Origin of the sequence: Pseudomonas sp. p50(2008) (assembly GCF_015351605.1) — a bacterium.
GTDB lineage: Bacteria > Pseudomonadota > Gammaproteobacteria > Pseudomonadales > Pseudomonadaceae > Aquipseudomonas.
This window is the reverse complement of sequence record NZ_JACMYF010000001.1, coordinates 632460-650030: the sequence shown is the minus strand read 5'-3', so window position 1 is coordinate 650030 and position 17571 is coordinate 632460. Positions and strand designations below refer to the sequence as shown.

The window sequence follows — 17571 nt, the reverse complement described above, 5'->3', positions numbered from 1 at the left end:
AAACGATCTTTATGAAACACCTGGATATTGCCGAACTGTTGCGCGAAGCACTGCGGCACAGTGGCTGCACCGACAAGCAGTTGGGGCACTTCGACAGTCACAGCACTATCGAAATGCACATGAAGGATTTGCCCGCTATCAACGTCGTTTATGTGGATGAAGAGGTGTGGGTATGGGCCAGTGTGACGGAGATAGGGCCTCAGCTTCTGAGGCATGCAGCCGCCGATTTGCTGCAGATTTTACTTCAGGGCTGCCCCTGGTCCCGCAGTGGGCAATTGCACCTGTGCGATGTGGAAGGACAGCTTGAACTGCGACTTCTGAGCAATGAAAAGGCCCTGAGCGACGGCGAGCATTTCGCCCAGGCCCTGGACCACTTCGTTGCGGTGCTGGAAGAACTGTGCGGCATCCTGCGCCTATGAATGCCTGGCTGGAGCGCCGCGCCGCGCACCCGTTGCGCCTGAGCGGCCCCTTGATCGAGGCGGCATTGGTCGACGTGGTCATCGGCGAAGTGTGCGAGGTGCGTCAACACTGGCGATCATCGCAACTCGCAGCACGAGCCCAAGTCATTGGCTTCAAGCCAGGCGTGGTAGTGCTCAGTCTGCTGGGGGATGCCCGAGGGCTTTCCCGGGAATCGATGATTGTGCCGACAGGCTCGGTGCTGCGCCTTGCCTGCGGTGATGCGTTGCTCGGCAGCGTGGTGGACCCTCACGGCAACATCGTTGAACGCCTGGCGCCGACTTCTGCCGTTCGCGAACAGGACTACCCGGTGGACGCCGAGCCGCCTGCGTACCACCAGCGTCGGCCAGTCGCCGTGTCACTGACCACCGGCATCCGCGTCATCGATGGTTTGCTGACCTGCGGCGTCGGTCAGCGCATCGGTATTTTTGCGGCCGCTGGATCGGGCAAGACATCGTTGATCAACATGCTGATCAGCCACACCGAAGCAGACGTCTTCGTCATTGGCCTGATCGGCGAGCGGGGACGCGAGGTGACCGAGTTTGTCGAGCATCTGCGCCAGTCCGACAAGCGCGCACGCTGCGTGGTGGTGTTCGCGACCTCGGATTTTTCCTCGGTGGATCGTTGCAACGCAGCGCTGCAGGCGACGACCATCGCCGAGTATTTTCGTGACCAGGGACAACGCGTCGTCCTGCTGCTGGACTCGTTGACCCGCTACGCCCGGGCTCGCCGTGATCTGGCGTTGGCCGCTGGCGAAGCGCCGGCTCGACGCGGCTACCCGGCGTCGGTGTTCGATGCCTTGCCGCGCTTGCTGGAACGGCCCGGTGTGACCGCCAAAGGCAGCATCACTGCCTTCTACACGGTACTGCTGGAAAGTGACGATGAACCGGATCCGATGGCCGAAGAAATTCGCTCGATCCTCGATGGGCACGTCTACCTCAGTCGTGATCTGGCCGCCAAAGGGCATTTTCCAGCCATCGATGTGCTGCGCAGCGTCAGCCGCGTCGCGACGCAAGTGACCAATACGCAGGTCCGGCAACTGGCGTCTTCAACGCGAGACGTTCTGGCGCGCCTTGAGCAGCTGCAGATCTTTCTCGACCTCGGGGAATACACCCCGGGCGCCAATGCAGCCAATGACCACGCCATGCAGCGCCGCGAGGCCTTGGACCGGTGGCTGCGTCAGCCGACGGACGAATGCAGCGAACCGGAAGTGACCCTGCGGAGCCTCAATGAACTCATTGCCTGATACACGCCGATTGTTGAGTTTCAGCGAGAGGCGCCAGCGACGTTTCGAGCAGGTGTTGATGCGCACGCAGCAGCAGTTGCAACCGCTGCGTCAGGAGCTCGCGGATTTCGCCGAGCAGGCCGCCGCGCTGCACAACCTTCTGGCCAGCCATCGCGCTGAAGATTGCACGCTGGATCACGGGCAACTGCTGGCGCTGTTGCGACGTCAGGCCATCATCCGCCGGCAGATTCATGTGCTGCAGCTGGAGCGCGACCGCGTGGAGCAGCAGTGCAGACAGGTCGATGAAACGTTGCAAACGCAACGCGAACAACTGCGTTGCGCTCGGCAAAAACACGACAAATATGAACGGGTTGTTCAGCAAATGACGCGTGCGCAGAAGCTTGAACGTGTGCGCCGGGAAGATCGGGAAGTGGAAGACATGGCCGGAGTGCAGCGATGAGTGAAGTGTCCGTGGTGCCGCAGTTATCGGTCCTACCCATTGAGTCAGGTGCTGAGGGGGACGTTGAAACGCTCGAAGAAAAGCTCGTTCCGGTTGAGGAGGAGCAATTGCCACAAGGCGTGGCGGACCTGGTCGCAGCAATGCTCTGGCGTCAACGACCGTTGACCGCAATGTTGCGCGGGGAAACACTCCAGGGCCGTGCGCCAGATCAGGGCGCGGGTGAGCGTCTGTTGCAAGAGCCGCGCACACAGCCGGTGGCCCTCGAACAACTGCTGACACTGCAACGTCTGCACCTGGCGGTCTCGCAGGTCGACAGGCGCGTGATGCCCGCCCCAAAACCTGAGGTGGCGATGCCTGCACCGCCACCGATCGAAGTCAGGGTAACGCTCAATGAGCCCGTGACGGCTGATCTACCCTTGCCGCCAAGCGAGCCGGCAATCCCCGATCGCCCCATTGAATCCCCTTCGAAAACACAGCCTTTCGCTCATGGCCTGAGCAACACCCCGACAGTGGTTTTGCCCGCCACAGCGCCGGTCCCGGTCCCGGTCCATAGCGCGGCGCCAGTCCCAGGCCCTGCATCGCTGCCGTTGCCACTGCCATTGCCCAACATTGCCCAGGAAAAAGCCCCGCCGCCGAACCGTGATTTTCTCCAGGTTCCGTTCCACAAAGGCGCTACCAACGGTCAAGTCACGATCACCCGGCTGCCGGGTGAGTCAGTACAAAACCTGGTGCTCAGCCCCAGCAGTGCTCAAGTCTTTGAACACCTGCGCGAGCCATTTGAACAGGTCCGCAATGCCCATTGGCAGCTGAACGACAACCCGAATCAACAACAGCATCAAGGGTCACACCCATCGCCTGATGACGACCAGGAAGAACCATCGGAAACCCTTCCGTGAGAGCGCTCGCATTACGCCGCGTCGATGAACTGATGCATGCCCGAACCCAGGCTGTGCAGCGCTGGCTGAGCGCGGGCCACCGCGTCGGATTGGACGTGCCTCAGGCGCTGTCTGGTTATCTACGGTTTAGCGTCAAAGGCGAGCGGGGCGGCTGGCAGGGCCTGATTCTGGCACGTGACTGGCTGCATCATTCGCTGCCGCAATTGGCGTCACTGCTGACGGTCGAGTCCTCGCTGACGAGCATCGCCTCTTTGTTTCGAGCGGTCCCTCGACCGCTGCCCCAGATGCTGGACGAACTGCACTGCGCCAGTCTTTTGGACATTGAATTGATCGAACCACAGGTCTTGCCCGTGCAGGCGTTGCCCTGGATCGAAACCGTTGCGGGTCGGCTGTGGGTGGCGGTTCTGCCACCTGAGCCGTTGCGACAAAAATCACCGCAATCACGTACATGGCTGAGGGATTTGCCGCTACGCCTGCAACTGATTCTGGGGGGCAGTGACATCAGCCGCGCAAGCCATGCACGCCTTGCGCAGGGTGACGTGCTGCGGATCACTCAACTCACTCACCAGTGTCGGCTGGCGAACTACAGCATCGGCGTTTTCTCGTTCAAGAAAGAGGGGTTACACATGGAATTCACGGTTGACGATCCAAGCCGACTACCTGGCAGCGACGGCCAGCTGGAGCAGCTACCGGTTCGTCTGGAGTTCGTTCTGGCCACCCACGACATCGAACTGGGCACCCTGCAAAACATTATCGCCGGCCAACTTATCCCGCTGGCCGCTGGCACCGAAATGCACATCGATGTGCGTTGCAATGGCAAGCATGTAGCGTGCGGCGAACTGGTGCAGCTGGACGGTCAACTGGGTGTCGAATTGCTCGAGGTTTATCGGACTGTCACCGATGAATGACGTCTCACTGATTGCGTTGCTGGCCTTTGCTTCGCTGCTGCCATTCCTGGTGGCAGCGGGCACCTGTTACATCAAGTTTTCCATCGTGTTTGTCATCGTGCGCAACGCGTTGGGCTTGCAGCAGGTGCCGTCGAACATGGCCCTTAATGCGATCGCACTGATGCTCGCGATTTTCGTGATGACGCCGGTCATGAAGCAGGGCTACGGCTATTACAAGGACGAGCAGGTGGCTTTCACCGACATTGAGTCCGTGGTGAGTTTTGCCGAGAACGGCCTGGGTGGCTACAAGGACTATCTGCGCAAATACACCGATCCGGAACTGGCGCTGTTTTTCGAGCGGGCGCAAATGGCGCAGGATGAAACCGAAGCAAGCCTGCCTGACGATGAGGCGCTTGAGCCGTCGCTGTTCGCCTTGTTGCCGGCCTATGCGCTGAGTGAAATCAAAAGTGCATTCAAGATCGGTTTCTATCTGTACCTGCCCTTCGTCATCGTCGATCTGGTGATCTCCAGCATCCTGCTGGCTCTGGGCATGATGATGATGAGTCCGGTGATCATCTCGGTACCGATCAAACTGGTGTTGTTTGTGGCGCTGGATGGCTGGGCGCTGCTGTCTACCGGGCTGGTCAAGCAATACCTGACCCTGCTGACATAGGCGCGCGCGATGAACGATCTGGTTTATGCCGGCAACAAAACCCTGTACCTGATTCTGCTGATGGTCGCCTGGCCGATCATCGTCGCGACGGTGGTCGGGCTGGTGGTCGGTCTGGTTCAGACCGTCACTCAATTGCAGGAGCAAACGCTGCCCTTCGGCTTCAAATTGATGGCGGTCGCCGGGTGTCTGTTCCTGTTGTCCGGCTGGTACGGCGAGACCCTGCTGGATTTCAGCCGCGAAGTCATGCGCCTGGCGTTGAGTTAGGCCCATGACGGTGACACTGTTTTTCGATCTGTACGCGCTGATGGCCGCAGCGGTGCTGGGGGTCGCTCGGCTGGCTCCGATTTTCTTTATGTTGCCGTTCCTGAACAGTGGCGTGCTGACCGGTGCGCCGCGTCAGGCGGTCATCGTGCTGGTGGCGCTGGGGTTCTGGACGTACGTCGGCGTACCACTCCCCGCGCTCGATGGACTGGCGTTCTTTGGCCTGGTGTTGCGCGAGGCCGGTATCGGTGTGTTGCTGGGGTGCCTGTTGTGCTGGCCATTCTGGGTGCTGCACGCCATGGGCAACCTGATCGACAACCAGCGCGGTGCGATGCTCAGCAGCACGGTAGATCCGGCTAACGGCGTCGATACCTCGGAACTGGCGAATTTTCTGCAGCTGTTTGCAGCAGCGGTCTACCTCGAAGGCGGAGGCATGTTGTTGATGCTGGAGACCGTGGGCCACAGTTACCGCATCTGCGCGCCGGTAAATGGCTGTGTCGTGAACCTACCCTCGATCATCAGTTTGCTCGATGCCCTGGTCAGCAAGACATTGGTGATCAGCTCCCCGGTGGTTGCCACGTTGCTGATCAGCGAGGCGCTGCTGGGATTGCTGTCGCGCTATGCGCCGCAAATGAATGCCTTCTCGGTATCGCTCACGGTCAAGAGCCTGGTGGCGCTCGTGGTGTTGATGCTGTATTTCGGCGCGCATCTGCCGGATGAAATCCTGCGCATGGGGGTTAAATCCCACTCGTTGGAGCACTACCTGGAAGCGGAGGGCCGTGATGTCGTCCAGCGCCTCCAAGACTGAAAAGCCCACCAGTAAAAAGCTGCGCGATGCCGCGCGCAAGGGTCAGACCTTCAAGGCCAAGGACCTGGTGGTCACCTGCCTGACGATGTGTGGCATCACCTACATGGTGTTCAACAGCTCGCTGCTGGAAGTCATGGAGGTCTATCGGCGCATCATCGCCAGTGACTTTGATGCCGACCTGCAAAAGTACTCGGCGACGCTGGTGCTGGTGGGTCTGAAGGCGTTACTGCCCCTGCTGCTGGTGTGCGTCCTGACCAGCGCGTTACCCGCGTTGCTGCAAAGCGGTTTTGCGCTGGCCAGTGAAGCCTTGAAGCTCAATCTCGGCGCATTGAACCCGATCAATGGGTTCAAGAAACTGTTCAGCCTGCGCACGGTAAAGGACACCGTCAAGGCGCTGCTGTACCTCGGCAGTTTCGCCCTGGCGTTGTGGATAGTCTGGGTCACCCAACGGCAACTGCTGTTCGCCCAGTTGTATGCCCAGGCACCGGATCTGTTCGCGATCTGGGGGCGTTTACTGCTGGTACTGCTGCTGTCGTTTCTGGGGTGCGCGCTGCTGATCGTGGTACTTGATGCGCTCAGCGAATACTGGTTGTTCATGAAAGACCAGATGATGGACAAGGACGCAGTCAAGCGCGAACACAAGGAGCAGGACGGCAATCCGCAGATCAAAAGTCGCCGACGTGACTTGCACAGGGAGTTGCTGTCGGAACAGGTCAAGTCCGATGTGCGCAACTCGCGCATGATCATCGCTAACCCGACGCACATCGCAATCGGCGTGTACTTCCGTCCTGAAATCACCCTGCTGCCCTTCATCTCCCTGATGGAAACCAACCAGCGCGCGCTCGCCGTGCGGGCGTATGCCGAGGAGGTGGGTGTACCCGTCATCAACGACGTCGCTCTGGCACGACGGATCTTCAAAACCCACCAGCGTTACAGCTTCCTCCAGGTGCAGGAAGTCGAAGAAGTCCTGCGCCTGCTGATCTGGCTTGAACAGGTCGAACAAGCCTGATCCCACCCATTTTCCTTCCACCCGAACGCCGACATGAGCGCTATTTGGCAGCGTGCAGGCCGGCGCTTTGGCTCAATGCAGGCGTCAGCGGCGCTGACGTTTTTTCAGGAGTGTGGCTGATGAGTCGCGACAAACAACACGATGAACAAATGGCGCTGCAGATCGTCGATGCAGTGCTGGCGGGCGCGCCGTTGAAGGACGTGCAGGGCATCAGTGATGAACACATGGATGGCTTGTATGCCTTTGCCTACCAGTTCTATGAGCAGGGGCGGCTGGACGATGCGGAAAAGTTCTTTCACTTCCTGTGCATCTACGACTTTTACAACAGCCATTACTGGATGGGCCTGGCCGCCGTGCACCAGCTCAAACACAACCATCAGAAAGCAATCGACCTGTACGCCATTGCGTTCGCTCAAGGCAAGAATGAGTACCGGCCAATGCTCTATACCGGCCAGTGTCAACTCGCTTTGGGCAGGGTCGGCAAAGCTCGGCTGTGTTTTGAGTATGTACTCGAGCAGGCCCCTGAAGACGATCTGCGAAAACAGGCCCAGGTCTATCTGGATGCCTTGAGTCGAATAGAAAAAGACTGTTCGGAGGACACTGAACATGAGTGAAATAAGAAGCACATCCATGCCGTTTTCAACAGGTGCACACGGACGTGCCGAGGCGTTTGAAATCTACGGGAAAGCTGCCAGTCAGGCGGCTAGAACGGTTGATTACCAGAAGGCCGGTCAAGAGACACTGGCGGGTTTGATGTCGGTGAACTACGCGGGAGAGCATGGTTCCTCCGCCACGGTTTCGGGGCGCCCACAGCTTCATGCGCCACCTCCGAGAGCGGATGGCAACAAGCAGGAAACCAACGGTGACCTGTTCACGCTGTTGATGGCGATGATCAGTGAGTTGTTCAGCGAGGTTGACGTCAACAAACTGAAAAATCGCCTGTCAATGTTGCAAGCCATGGCCGGCGCGAAACAGCAAGGTCATGACAAGCTGAGCGCTGAATACCGGGCCGCTGTCGATGCGTTGGCGGCCGCAGAAGATGCCGTCGGCGGCAGTCAGGAAAAGCTTGAGAAACTGCATGAGCGTGTACAGCACTTCCAGGGGCTGCTCAATGACAGTGAAGCTCGTCTGGCCGAACTTGATCCAGAGTCGCCGGAACATGAAAAAGAACTGGCGCTTCGCGATCTGCTCAAAGGCGATCTGGCGAGCCACACGCAGACCTTGCAAAAAGCCGTCGATGCACACGTGAAGCTGATCGAGAGCGCTAACGCTGCGGCAAAAACCTTGCAGGGCGCGACGGTAAAAGTGCAAGAAGCCGGGCTAGGTGGTCCTGCGATCAAAGAGGCGCAGGAAAAGGCACTGAGCAGCAGCGCGCAGGCATTGCTCAACCGATTGAAGATCATCGAGCTGTTGGGTGAGTCGGCGCAGAACAAGGAAGAACTTAATCAGGAGCTGTTCCTTGAGCTGCAAGCCAGGCTTCAGGAACACATGAAGCTGGAGTCGGATAAGTACCTGGAAGAGGTGCGCAAAGCCGAGGCCCTGCAAAAAACCATGGGCTGCATCGGTACCATTGTGGGCGCCTTGTTGACCGTTGCGACCATCGTCGCCGGTGTGCTTACGGCCAACCCGATGCTGATCGCGGTGGGCGTCATCGGTGCTGCGTTGATGATTGCCGATGCGGTGATCAAGGAGAACACAGGGGTGTCGTTCATGGCCGAAGCCATGAAACCCCTGACCACCGTGATGCAGGAGGCCATCAAGCTGTTTACCGACCTCTACACCAGGCTCTTGATCGGCCTTGGTGTTGACCCTGAAACGGCGAAGGACATCGCGCAAATTGCCGGCATGATCCAGGGGATCGCCGCAACCTTGGCGGCCGTTGTGCTGGTGGCTATTGTCGGGGTTGCGGTGATCGGACCAATCGTCGGTGCAGTCGCTTCGAAACTGGCGTCAGTGGTTGCTCAGGCTGCGCCTGCGGCGATGCAGGCGCTCAAGCAAGTGGCATCGTCGTTGGGCAATACACTGACCCAGTTGCTGACGCAGCTGCGCAGCTTCATCAGTTCTGAACCTGTGGCCCTGGCTCGCTACGCGGCCAATCTTGAAATCGCCCAGGCGGTCACAGAGTTCGGCAGCGTGGCTGTACAGGGAGGGTTGCAGGTCGCCAGCGGCAATCATCAGGCCAAGGCCGCTGAGCATTTGGCAGATGTGCGGGTGCGCATGGCGATCAGCGAAGAAATCACCTCCTATCTGACTCGCCTGGTCGAGGACTATGGCACTTCGATGCGGGATAGAACCCGACAGATCGAACAGGTCTTTGCGGACATGCAGCGTAGCCATTCGGTCAATCTGCAAATGGTGCGTCACGTTTGAAATCAGAGATAGAAGGAGTTCGTCATGTTTTCGATTAGCGCTGCACAGCCTCCGGCTCAGACCAGGGAAATTGATCCGCTGGATGCGGGTCTCAACGAGCTGGTCGCCCAAGAGCAGCATTCGAAAGATCGCAAAAACATAGCGTTGAGTGACCCGGGGTTGCTTGAGGTCATCGCGAAGAACCAGATTCTTGAGACCCGCGGCGTCACCCCGACAGCGGCCCAACTGGAAAGCGCGATCAATGCTTACCCACCCTCGGCGTCCGATTGGCAAGACTTCGTCGCGGCCACCCTCATACAAAAGGAAGAGGTGCGCGACAGCCTGGCGTTCGACCCCGGCGCCTGGGAGAAACACGCCAATGTATTGGTTGCCGCCATCATCGCGCTGAACATCGCACGGGTGACCAACGCCGAGCTGCGCGGGCACTTCAGCATCATGGCTGCCGATGCCGCCAAGTCTCAGGGTGCTGCCATTGTGGAGTCGGGAAAAGCGGCACTGTACAGCGCCATTACAGCCGCTGTGGTGTCCGGTGCAATCGCCGGCTTTGCCATGGTTAAAACCTTTCAGGGACAGAATCTCAAACATGCGGATATCAACCTGCATAAGCGCAACTCCCTGGATGCCAACACCATCGAGCGAGACTTGAAGCGCGATCGGGCGATCGATGAGTGGAATCCCGAGACAACTTACAAAATTCAGGTGTTCGACGATTTCGGCAGGCCAAAAATCGTGGACTTCAAACCCCAGGGGTCTGTCCTGACACCTAAAGAGCAAGCCTGGTTTAACGCTGAAATCCTCAAGGCCCAGAAGGTCGGTCAGACGTCGGATTGGCTGAGCCAGATCGGCGCGAAAGGCATTGAAAAGAAACTCGAAATCGGTCGCGCGCTCAATGCGATGTCCATGAGTCTGAGCCAGGTGGTGTCGAGCATCGTCCGCATGAAGGAGCACGCTGCGAGGGAAGAGGAGGTGCTGCAGCAAAGCGCGCAGAACACGCAGAAAAGCCTGAGCGATGAGGTCGGCCAGAAAGACTCGGCTGATGCGGCGTTGCTGCAAAAGTTGATGGACATGGTGATGCAGCTTTTCCAGTCCCGCATTGAAGTCATAGGGAAAGTCTGAGCATGAGAATACCTGATAACTTGCAGCCTCCCGGGCGCCCATTCAACGACTGCGGCGACGGAATGAACGCTGGCGCACCGGTTGAGCTACCGTCTGATGTTCCAGTGGGATTCACGCTTGCCCAATCGCTTGATCGATCGTTGGCAGTGCTCGCACGCCACCTTGAAAGCATGCTCAGGTGTCAGCCGAACATCATGAAAGTAGCGGTTGAACTGTTGAGTGGCGGTACGGCAGAAAGTGCAATTGCAGAGTTTGTTGAGCAGGTTGAGCTCAAGCGCATGCGATCTAAACTTTGGGCTCAGAAGTTTAGTGACTGCTGTTCGGTGATGAGGGGGGTGATCGGCACGCTGACAGATCAGCAGCATCAGCAGGTGGTACACGAGCAAAACCGTATCTTGAGTGAACTGCACAACATTCCCGATCCCGTTCCCGCAGAGGTGGCAGATGCATTTGATGCCATTATCAATTCGCCGAACGACTTCTTTGACAAGCTGCTTGAACTGATCAACCTGATCAAAAACGGTTATCTGGCCGGTTATGAGCACCTGATTAAGGCTTACTCGGATTTCTTTTCAGACTTCAATAAAGAAATCACTGCAAAGATGAAAGAGTGGATCGAGGGCGCGAATGACGGCAAAGAGGTCAAGCTGAATGCGGGTCAGATGCGCTCGGCGTTGCAGGCGCTTATTCAGAAGTACTCACATCCAAACCCGGCATCCGTATTGTTTCCGGCGCCTGGCATGGACGGAGCAACCAGAGAAGAAGCCGACAACTGGCGCAAGGCGCTGGGGCTTCCGGAAAGCTGCCTTAAGCGAAACGCCGATGGCACTTACAGTGTGGTCATGGACATGGGGCCCCTGACGGTCATGTTGGGCAGCCTCCCGACAAGTGGAACTTGGGTCACTTGGGACACTGCAAAATTTCAGGCATGGCAAACCGGATTTAATGCACAGGAAGAACGATTGAAAAACACGTTGCAATCGTTCACGCAGAAGTATTCAAACGCCAATTCTTACCATGACAATTTCAACAAGACGCTGTCGTCGCACCTGAACCAGTTTGCCGACATGTTGAAGGCGATGTTGAATTTCTAAAGTGGTAGGTTGGCGTTAAAGAAGAAGATACTACTATTAACGTGAAGCATAATGTCTGCTCGTTTGAGTTGTTATTGTGCCTTTGTAATTTTTTTTGCGGGTGTCGAGGATGCAGAAGAGTGATCAGGAAATCGAGCGGAAAGTAATTGAAATATTAAATGAGTGTTTTTTTGTGGGCCGGAACGCGATTGAGACAAACTCGCGTTTAGTGGAGGATTTATATATTGATTCTATGGGTATTGTGGAAATTATAATTAAGTTGAATGAAAAATTTTGTACGGAATTGCCACCTCTTGAAGTGGCACAGTGGTGTAGCGTTTCAGATATTTGTTTTTCTCTGATGGCGGATAGAGATAAGCGATGCAGATGAGGAGTCAACAAGAGTTAAAATATTTCGAGTAGATTGGTTGAGTTGTAAAAGATGTGGTTGGCTATTGGTGAGTGTTTTTTTACGGATACATGGATATGACACCTGCTGGGTTGTTAGTGCGAGAGATATGTGAATATTTAAATGTTGATGTTCATTCGAGTGATTTAGGGGTGGTCTTAATCGAAAAGGACGGGCAGCAATGGCGTATTGATGCTGCAGAAATTGGGCAGCGCCTAATTATTTCTAGTGACCTTACTACACTAGAGCTCGAAGGGTTTGCCGCTGATTACTATTTGAGTATGAATGCAAATTTGGAACTGATGAGAGGAGCTTGGATTGGGCTTGGTTTGGATAAGGTTTTAAGGTTGTATCATCAAGAGTCGCTGCAGGGTTTGATTGCTCCGCAAGTCGTTAAGATATTGGAGCGTTTGGTTGGGCTGCATCGGCATATCATTGAAAATAAAATTTGAAAATAACATTGTTTAGAAGGTGGTGCGGTGCCAAATGCATTGAGGTCGACTGTTTATACTGCTGTTAATTTGAATTTTATTGGTAAGACGGAAAGTCTTGATGGTTCTCACGAGTTATTTGTGAGGAGTGAGCCTGGTTCACCAATAGCCGAATGTGCGCTGGAATTTCCAGAATTTGACATTACAGCAGATCATGTGAAATTTACCGCTGGATGGAAGTGTGTATCCTTTCTAAATTACGAGAGTAGCCTGCAAGAGAACGTGGGGGCTTCTTGTTTTAATATTCCTAGTCCTGGAACACGGGAAGTTTTTTTTCAAAAGATATTCAAGGACTCGGTATTTGATAGTCAAGGGGTTCGTAAAGAGATTGGATTTGAGATTCTGAAGCAGGCGCGGCAAGTCAGTCAGAGAATGGATTCTTATGTATCCACGAAAAATATTGTTGAAAACCAACTTTTTTGTATGGATTATCAAACGTTTCAAGGTTTGACCTATCTGCATCCGCGTGACGAATCATACAAGTCTGTGCTGTCTGATAGTGAAAAGGATATTAACGTTTTTCTTCCGGGATACGCTACTGGCGACAGATATACTTTGATCTCTGCAGCCCTTATCGAGCCTCGTCTGAAAATATCTATTGGCTATAGCGAAAATAATCAATCTGAAAAAGTCAGTGCGGAAGAGGCAGTGGCTGTCATAAAAGAAGCGTTGCTGGCAAATGGTGAGCCGTACCCTGATGAGCGCATCTCATTACTTTCTTATAACGGACCCAGTCTAAAAAATGCTAGAGAAAGCCTCGATGAAGCTGCGACGCGCGAACATTTTTTATATCAGTCTGGTTATTCATCTCCATTGGCAGACTCAAAATATGTGGATGCGCATATGTTCCATATATCCGTTACTACGGAAATTTTGAATCGTTATTTTAGTGGTGAGAATGAGTTTGATAAGCAGAGTAAGCATTTAGATATTCGCCAAAAACTTCATGCGTTGGTATCTCCTGAGGACAAGGCAATTATTAATAGGCTTGCAGATGATGTGGTTGAGAGTCAAGGTATTAAAAAAGGTTCGATAGCGTTATGGGTTGCTGATCGTGAATATGCAAATGAACGAGAGGCGGAAGCAATTTCCAGACCCGCCATGTTCGAATTGATTGCAGATGCGTTTGAACAAAGTGGTCGTGATGTTTATTTTATTGCTGATACTTATTTTAATAATGAAAAAAAGAATGATGGGGCCGAGGTGGTAGTTAATCGACAACCGTATCGCCCTACCTCGAGACCTCATGTTGGGCGGTTTTGGGCGGCTGAAATCGACGGAGAACGCTTGTTGGCGCCGAGGCAAAATCAGTGGTACTTCATGGATCGCCTGTTGCAAACTATTGGTGGGGGGCTGGTAGGTATACGAAGTGGGGCATTAGAGCCATTTGCGCTTATGGGGCATAATATAGTTTATCTTGAGCATAAAGGGATGTTCACACCTGAGAGGCACGCCAGTTGGCAGGGTAACATTCCATATAATCGGTTGATAATAACAAATACAGTTGGTTATTTAGAAGGCAATACTGAGTTGAAGCTGAGAAACCTTATTCAGCAAAATCTTTCTCGTGTGGTGGTTGAAAGAGACAAAACTGATACAGGCAGGGAACTCGCTCGGCGCACTGAAAAGGAGATTGGTTCTATTATGGATGATATTCATGATGGCCAGATAAGTAGAAAAGAAATGCAGTTGCTGGTGACCATGGCCAAGACGGGCGACACGGCTATAGGTGCTGCCAAAAAAATATGGCCAGAGCATGTCGCGCTGTGCGTAAAACAATAGTCGAAGTTTTAATATTGCATTTGAACTTGTAAGGAGAGCACGTGGCGTCGTAGTTAGACGCCATGAGCATCGGTTTCTATTTGGCTGTGTCGCACTCAGCTCCGGAAACCGGCAAGTAATAGGTCCTACGAAGACAGTCGCTTTTGCCTACGCCTTTATAAGGTTTTTCCTACTTATTCATCCCGCTCGACTTCCTATAGTCCCGTCGCTTGTCATCACCAAGCCTGGCGACGCTCAGGCTTGATCGCGATTCAGTACTTTCTATAGAGATTCTCCGCGTATGGACAGTGCAACTGATCAAACGCCGTTCAGGTCGTTCGTTTTTGGCCAATGGCTGCTGCAAAGCGATGGAACGCTGATGCAAGAAGGTAAAGGAATACACGTCCCTCCCAAAGAACTGAGTGTGCTGCGGCTGCTGCTCGGATCGGCCGGCACGGTGATCAGTAAGGATCATCTGCTGGATGCCGTATGGCCCGAGGCCGATGCTGCCGAGGAGTCGTTGACGCGTTGCATTTACGCATTGCGCAAGTTGCTCGAGAAAAACAAGGGCTTCATTGCCACGGTCTACGGTCAGGGTTACAGGTTCAGTTGTCCTGTGGTTGAGCTCCGGTCACCTGACGAGTCGGCACTCGCGGCGCCGTCGCTCGCGGTTCTGCCCTTTCGTGGCATGGACGAGGGTGACGCCCTGGACTTGCAAGAGGCGATGATTCGGCAGTTTTCTTCGATTTTCGACACCGTTGTACGGGTTATGCCAGCCAGCCTGACGGCGGCTTATGACTATCCCGTTGACGCGCAATACCTGGTGTCGCGGTTATCCCCGGATTATTACTTGAGCGGCCGCTGTATTCGGCAGGGTGAGTTGGGGCAATGGTCGATCGAGCTGATTCGTGGCGGTGATCATGCGCTGATTCATGGGCAGGTTTTAGAGGGCGGTGGCCTGGATACGCATCTGGGGGAGTTGGCCTGCCAAATTGCGCAGCGATTGCCCGGAGTACGCATTGTGGGCACGGCTTGTACATCGTACCCGGCTGCAGTGGCCTACCTGAACGGTGTGTGCAGTGTGCAGCGGCACACCCCTCAAAGCCTGCGCGACGCGATCGTGCAGTTTCGGCAGTGCTTGCAGTTGACGAGTCGCTATACGCCGCCTCTTTGTGGGTTGGCTGATGCCTGGTTGGGGCAGGCAATGCTGGGTGTCTGTGAGCAGGAACTCGCGGTCGAAGAGTCGGAGTCGGCCATCTCCAAAGCGTTGTTACTGGACCCTTGTTGCACGCAAGCCTTGTCTCGTCTTGCCCTGCTCACCAGTTTGCGTGGTTGCGAGGATGCGGCGCAGGTGCTGTTCCGTCGATGCTTGCTGGCCTCCGATCAGGCAGACATTCATTACTTTCACGCCTGGCATCACTGGTTCTGGCGGCGTAACGATCAAGCGACCCTGTGCATTGAAAAGTGCTTGCGGCTGGACCCCGATTGCGTGCGGGCGCAGGTCCTGCAAGTGCGTATCGCGATGACAGGCAACCCGCAAAACGCGGCGCTGATGGCACGCCAGCGTCTGCAGCAAGGCGCATCGGGGCATCCCTTGCTGGTGATGTTGCATGCGGCGACATTGGCGTATTTCGGTCAGTACGAGGCCGCCTGGTATGAGCTTGAACGGGCCGCGTTAACTGACATCGCAGTCGGCGAGCAAGGCCTGGCCGCCTGGAATGTACTCTTCGGGGTCAACCCGCTCACTGCGCGCAATCAGTATGCGAACTGGCTGCGTTCGGCGCGCTCTCGAACGGTCGCTGTGTTGCCTTTGCCGCTATGGCCTGGCGGGGTGGAGGGAGCGTTGGTCTCACCACGCTGGAGATCGTTGCAGCGGCAAACACCGGTCTCCAATTCTCCTGTACGGCAGGTGGCTTCGTTCGGCAGTGGAATGCGTCAGGCATGACATGGCAGCGAGCAATAGGTTTGTTGGTGTTTACCTGTCTTGGGATCGGGCAGGCGCACGCGTTCTGTTGGGGGAGGGCCGGTCAGTTGCACGGGATCGAGCCCGAACTGCTTCAGGCCATTGCCGACGTGGAATCGCAGCAACGCGCAGACGCGATGAACACCAATGCCGACGGTAGTCGCGATATCGGGCTGATGCAGATTAACAGCTGGCACCTGCCTCGTTTGCATACCCAAGGGATTACCGAGCAGCGGTTGCTGGATGAGCCCTGCCTCTCGGTTGAAGTAGGCGCTTCGGTGCTGGCCGGTTTTATTTCCCGATACGGCTACAACTGGACGGCCGTCGGCGCGTACAACGCCGGCAATGCTCCGGACCGCCAGACAGCACGCCTTCGCTACGCGCAAAAGGTTTGGCAGCGTTATCAGGTGTTGACTCGCAAGGTCGCCGCCACAGGCGTGGAAGGGTAATTCTGATCGAGAGCATTCGCGATCAGCAGAATTCGATCAGGATCATCCAGCTTGATGTTTTTAGGATGGGGGCTCACTCACGGTCTGGAGTCTGAATGGTGACGGATATGCCGGTTCCCCCATTGCAACCTTGTGTGCTGCGGATTTTGAACGGTCCGTTGCAAGGGTGCGAGTTCCCGATCAGTGAGCCACGCACTTTGTTCATCGTCGCACCGCTGAACCTTCTGGGAGACGCGAAATGCCCGCTCAGCGTGCCAGCGGATGCGATCTTCGTTCCTCTGGAACACGGAGGATGCAATTTCGAAGTGCTGCTGGATGAAAGCGGCGTGCAGGTGCGACTGCTCGATGAGTCGGCACAAGCGCGGCACCTTGTTTTTCAGCGCAGCGAACACGTGGGCGGTTTGCACATAGGTTTACATGCGCACGATCAGCGTTGGGAGCCTGAGCATGTTGCTTTACAGCCTGGCCCCTTGCATCAGGACGTCGCTCGTCGGTGGCCGCGAAAAACCTTCGTGAAATGGCTCAGTGGCGGGTTGGCGCTGAGCTTGCTGGTGGCCTCGGTCGGCGTGTGGTCGGTACCGGTGCACGCCCCCGAAACCGATGTACGCCAACTCATCGCCGGCGCCAGCGCCGAGGTTGAGGTCGTGCATGGGCGCGACAAAACGGTGTACGTCTTTGTGGCTTCCGAACGGGACGCTGGCTGGAGCCGGCAGGTGCTGATGCGCAATAACCTGCTGAGCGCCAAAGTGCTGGTGATGGATCAGGAGCGTCGTCGGCTGGAGAAGCTGCTGGTCGACCATGATCCGCAACTGGCCTGGCACTCACTGGACCTGAAGAACCCCTCGATTCCGCGGCTGCTGGTCAGTGCGCAGCGCAATGTGCTCTCGCCTGATGTTCAAACACGGTTGCTTGAGGTCGTGCTCCAGGCGGCGCCCTATGCCCGGGATGTGGCGGTGCAGATGCAGGATGACCATTTGCTGGCCGATCTCGCCGAACAGGGTTTGCAACGTCTGTCGCTGGGGTTCAACCGTGTTGAGTACGGTGACAGTGTCACGTTCGCCGTCGCAGGCAACTTGCAGGATTCCGAGTTGGCGGCGGCGCGCCATTACGTCGACGGGTTTTACCGGCAATGGGGTGATCGCTACGTGCACTTCACTGTCGAGCTCAAAGACGATTCGCTCAAGGGCAAGTCGTTCCAGACCGGCCCTCAGGGCTTCATCAAGACGACTTCATCGTCTTGGCATTTTCCGACAAAACTGTAGAA

At 55.7% G+C, this 17571-nt stretch carries 19 protein-coding genes; all 19 read left to right on the top strand.

What is annotated here, in order from left to right; translation table 11 throughout:
- Positions 1 to 11: 11 nt before the first annotated feature.
- A complete protein-coding gene (locus H7698_RS02905) occupies positions 12 to 419 on the top strand; it encodes an Invasion protein B family (protein ID WP_194690519.1) in 408 nt (135 codons plus the stop codon).
- A complete protein-coding gene (sctN, locus tag H7698_RS02900; RefSeq protein ID WP_194690518.1) occupies positions 416 to 1702 on the top strand; it encodes a type III secretion system ATPase SctN in 1287 nt (428 codons plus the stop codon). Before H7698_RS02905 ends, sctN begins: the two co-directional genes overlap by 4 nt.
- The gene (locus tag H7698_RS02895) at positions 1686 to 2141 is read left to right on the top strand and encodes a type III secretion protein (RefSeq protein ID WP_194690517.1); all 456 of its coding nucleotides are present in this window, start codon (positions 1686 to 1688) and stop codon (positions 2139 to 2141) included. The genes sctN and H7698_RS02895 overlap by 17 nt, the downstream gene beginning before the upstream one ends.
- Entirely contained in the window at positions 2138 to 3037 is a 900-nt protein-coding gene (locus tag H7698_RS02890; RefSeq protein ID WP_194690516.1) for a SpaN/EivJ family type III secretion system needle length determinant, read from the top strand. The genes H7698_RS02895 and H7698_RS02890 overlap by 4 nt, the downstream gene beginning before the upstream one ends.
- Entirely contained in the window at positions 3034 to 3945 is a 912-nt protein-coding gene (locus H7698_RS02885) for a FliM/FliN family flagellar motor switch protein (RefSeq protein WP_194690515.1), read from the top strand. Before H7698_RS02890 ends, H7698_RS02885 begins: the two co-directional genes overlap by 4 nt.
- Positions 3938 to 4597 carry an EscR/YscR/HrcR family type III secretion system export apparatus protein gene (locus H7698_RS02880; protein WP_162438336.1) on the top strand — a complete coding sequence of 220 codons (660 nt, stop codon included), beginning with the start codon at positions 3938 to 3940 and terminating at the stop codon, positions 4595 to 4597. Before H7698_RS02885 ends, H7698_RS02880 begins: the two co-directional genes overlap by 8 nt.
- 9 nt (positions 4598 to 4606) lie before the next feature.
- Entirely contained in the window at positions 4607 to 4861 is a 255-nt protein-coding gene (locus H7698_RS02875) for an EscS/YscS/HrcS family type III secretion system export apparatus protein (RefSeq protein WP_194690514.1), read from the top strand.
- A gap of 4 nt (positions 4862 to 4865) precedes the next feature.
- Positions 4866 to 5666, top strand: a complete 801-nt coding sequence (sctT, locus tag H7698_RS02870; protein ID WP_162438338.1) for a type III secretion system export apparatus subunit SctT — start codon at positions 4866 to 4868, stop codon at positions 5664 to 5666.
- Positions 5641 to 6675 (top strand): EscU/YscU/HrcU family type III secretion system export apparatus switch protein, encoded by a 1035-nt coding sequence (locus tag H7698_RS02865; protein ID WP_194690513.1) that lies wholly within the window; start codon positions 5641 to 5643, stop codon positions 6673 to 6675. Before sctT ends, H7698_RS02865 begins: the two co-directional genes overlap by 26 nt.
- A gap of 119 nt (positions 6676 to 6794) precedes the next feature.
- Positions 6795 to 7289, top strand: a complete 495-nt coding sequence (sicA, locus tag H7698_RS02860; protein ID WP_194690512.1) for a type III secretion system translocator chaperone SicA — start codon at positions 6795 to 6797, stop codon at positions 7287 to 7289.
- The gene (gene sctE / locus H7698_RS02855; protein WP_194690511.1) at positions 7282 to 9045 is read left to right on the top strand and encodes a type III secretion system translocon subunit SctE; all 1764 of its coding nucleotides are present in this window, start codon (positions 7282 to 7284) and stop codon (positions 9043 to 9045) included. Before sicA ends, sctE begins: the two co-directional genes overlap by 8 nt.
- 24 nt (positions 9046 to 9069) lie before the next feature.
- Positions 9070 to 10161 (top strand): cell invasion protein, encoded by a 1092-nt coding sequence (locus H7698_RS02850; RefSeq protein ID WP_194690510.1) that lies wholly within the window; start codon positions 9070 to 9072, stop codon positions 10159 to 10161.
- A 2-nt stretch (positions 10162 to 10163) separates the two neighbouring features.
- Positions 10164 to 11255 carry an IpaD/SipD/SspD family type III secretion system needle tip protein gene (locus tag H7698_RS02845; protein WP_162438343.1) on the top strand — a complete coding sequence of 364 codons (1092 nt, stop codon included), beginning with the start codon at positions 10164 to 10166 and terminating at the stop codon, positions 11253 to 11255.
- Between the two features lie 109 nt (positions 11256 to 11364).
- Positions 11365 to 11625: an acyl carrier protein gene (locus H7698_RS02840; protein WP_162438344.1), complete on the top strand. Its 261-nt coding sequence runs from the start codon at positions 11365 to 11367 to the stop codon at positions 11623 to 11625.
- An 89-nt stretch (positions 11626 to 11714) separates the two neighbouring features.
- Positions 11715 to 12095, top strand: a complete 381-nt coding sequence (locus H7698_RS02835; RefSeq protein ID WP_194690509.1) for a CesT family type III secretion system chaperone — start codon at positions 11715 to 11717, stop codon at positions 12093 to 12095.
- A gap of 27 nt (positions 12096 to 12122) precedes the next feature.
- The gene (locus H7698_RS02830; protein ID WP_194690508.1) at positions 12123 to 13916 is read left to right on the top strand and encodes a hypothetical protein; all 1794 of its coding nucleotides are present in this window, start codon (positions 12123 to 12125) and stop codon (positions 13914 to 13916) included.
- 358 nt (positions 13917 to 14274) lie between these two features.
- On the top strand, positions 14275 to 15840 hold the full coding sequence (locus tag H7698_RS02825; protein ID WP_235992680.1) for a winged helix-turn-helix domain-containing protein: 1566 nt from the start codon (positions 14275 to 14277) through the stop codon (positions 15838 to 15840).
- Entirely contained in the window at positions 15837 to 16307 is a 471-nt protein-coding gene (locus H7698_RS02820; protein ID WP_194690507.1) for a transglycosylase SLT domain-containing protein, read from the top strand. The genes H7698_RS02825 and H7698_RS02820 overlap by 4 nt, the downstream gene beginning before the upstream one ends.
- A 107-nt stretch (positions 16308 to 16414) precedes the next feature.
- A complete protein-coding gene (locus H7698_RS02815; protein WP_235992677.1) occupies positions 16415 to 17569 on the top strand; it encodes a PrgH/EprH family type III secretion apparatus protein in 1155 nt (384 codons plus the stop codon).
- Positions 17570 to 17571: the final 2 nt, after the last annotated feature.

What these genes read in the sequence shown, in the direction of transcription:
- sicA (WP_194690512.1), top strand. Translation starts at nt 6,795, where the DNA reads ATGAGTCGCGACAAACAACACGATGAACAAATGGCGCTGCAGATCGTC.
- sctE (WP_194690511.1), top strand. Translation starts at nt 7,282, where the DNA reads ATGAGTGAAATAAGAAGCACATCCATGCCGTTTTCAACAGGTGCACAC.
- H7698_RS02865 (WP_194690513.1), top strand. Translation starts at nt 5,641, where the DNA reads ATGTCGTCCAGCGCCTCCAAGACTGAAAAGCCCACCAGTAAAAAGCTG.
- sctT (WP_162438338.1), top strand. Translation starts at nt 4,866, where the DNA reads ATGACGGTGACACTGTTTTTCGATCTGTACGCGCTGATGGCCGCAGCG.
- H7698_RS02905 (WP_194690519.1), top strand. Translation starts at nt 12, where the DNA reads ATGAAACACCTGGATATTGCCGAACTGTTGCGCGAAGCACTGCGGCAC.
- H7698_RS02880 (WP_162438336.1), top strand. Translation starts at nt 3,938, where the DNA reads ATGAATGACGTCTCACTGATTGCGTTGCTGGCCTTTGCTTCGCTGCTG.
- H7698_RS02815 (WP_235992677.1), top strand. Translation starts at nt 16,415, where the DNA reads ATGCCGGTTCCCCCATTGCAACCTTGTGTGCTGCGGATTTTGAACGGT.
- sctN (WP_194690518.1), top strand. Translation starts at nt 416, where the DNA reads ATGAATGCCTGGCTGGAGCGCCGCGCCGCGCACCCGTTGCGCCTGAGC.
- H7698_RS02820 (WP_194690507.1), top strand. Translation starts at nt 15,837, where the DNA reads ATGACATGGCAGCGAGCAATAGGTTTGTTGGTGTTTACCTGTCTTGGG.
- H7698_RS02895 (WP_194690517.1), top strand. Translation starts at nt 1,686, where the DNA reads ATGAACTCATTGCCTGATACACGCCGATTGTTGAGTTTCAGCGAGAGG.
- H7698_RS02845 (WP_162438343.1), top strand. Translation starts at nt 10,164, where the DNA reads ATGAGAATACCTGATAACTTGCAGCCTCCCGGGCGCCCATTCAACGAC.
- H7698_RS02850 (WP_194690510.1), top strand. Translation starts at nt 9,070, where the DNA reads ATGTTTTCGATTAGCGCTGCACAGCCTCCGGCTCAGACCAGGGAAATT.
- H7698_RS02840 (WP_162438344.1), top strand. Translation starts at nt 11,365, where the DNA reads ATGCAGAAGAGTGATCAGGAAATCGAGCGGAAAGTAATTGAAATATTA.
- H7698_RS02825 (WP_235992680.1), top strand. Translation starts at nt 14,275, where the DNA reads ATGCAAGAAGGTAAAGGAATACACGTCCCTCCCAAAGAACTGAGTGTG.
- H7698_RS02890 (WP_194690516.1), top strand. Translation starts at nt 2,138, where the DNA reads ATGAGTGAAGTGTCCGTGGTGCCGCAGTTATCGGTCCTACCCATTGAG.
- H7698_RS02875 (WP_194690514.1), top strand. Translation starts at nt 4,607, where the DNA reads ATGAACGATCTGGTTTATGCCGGCAACAAAACCCTGTACCTGATTCTG.
- H7698_RS02835 (WP_194690509.1), top strand. Translation starts at nt 11,715, where the DNA reads ATGGATATGACACCTGCTGGGTTGTTAGTGCGAGAGATATGTGAATAT.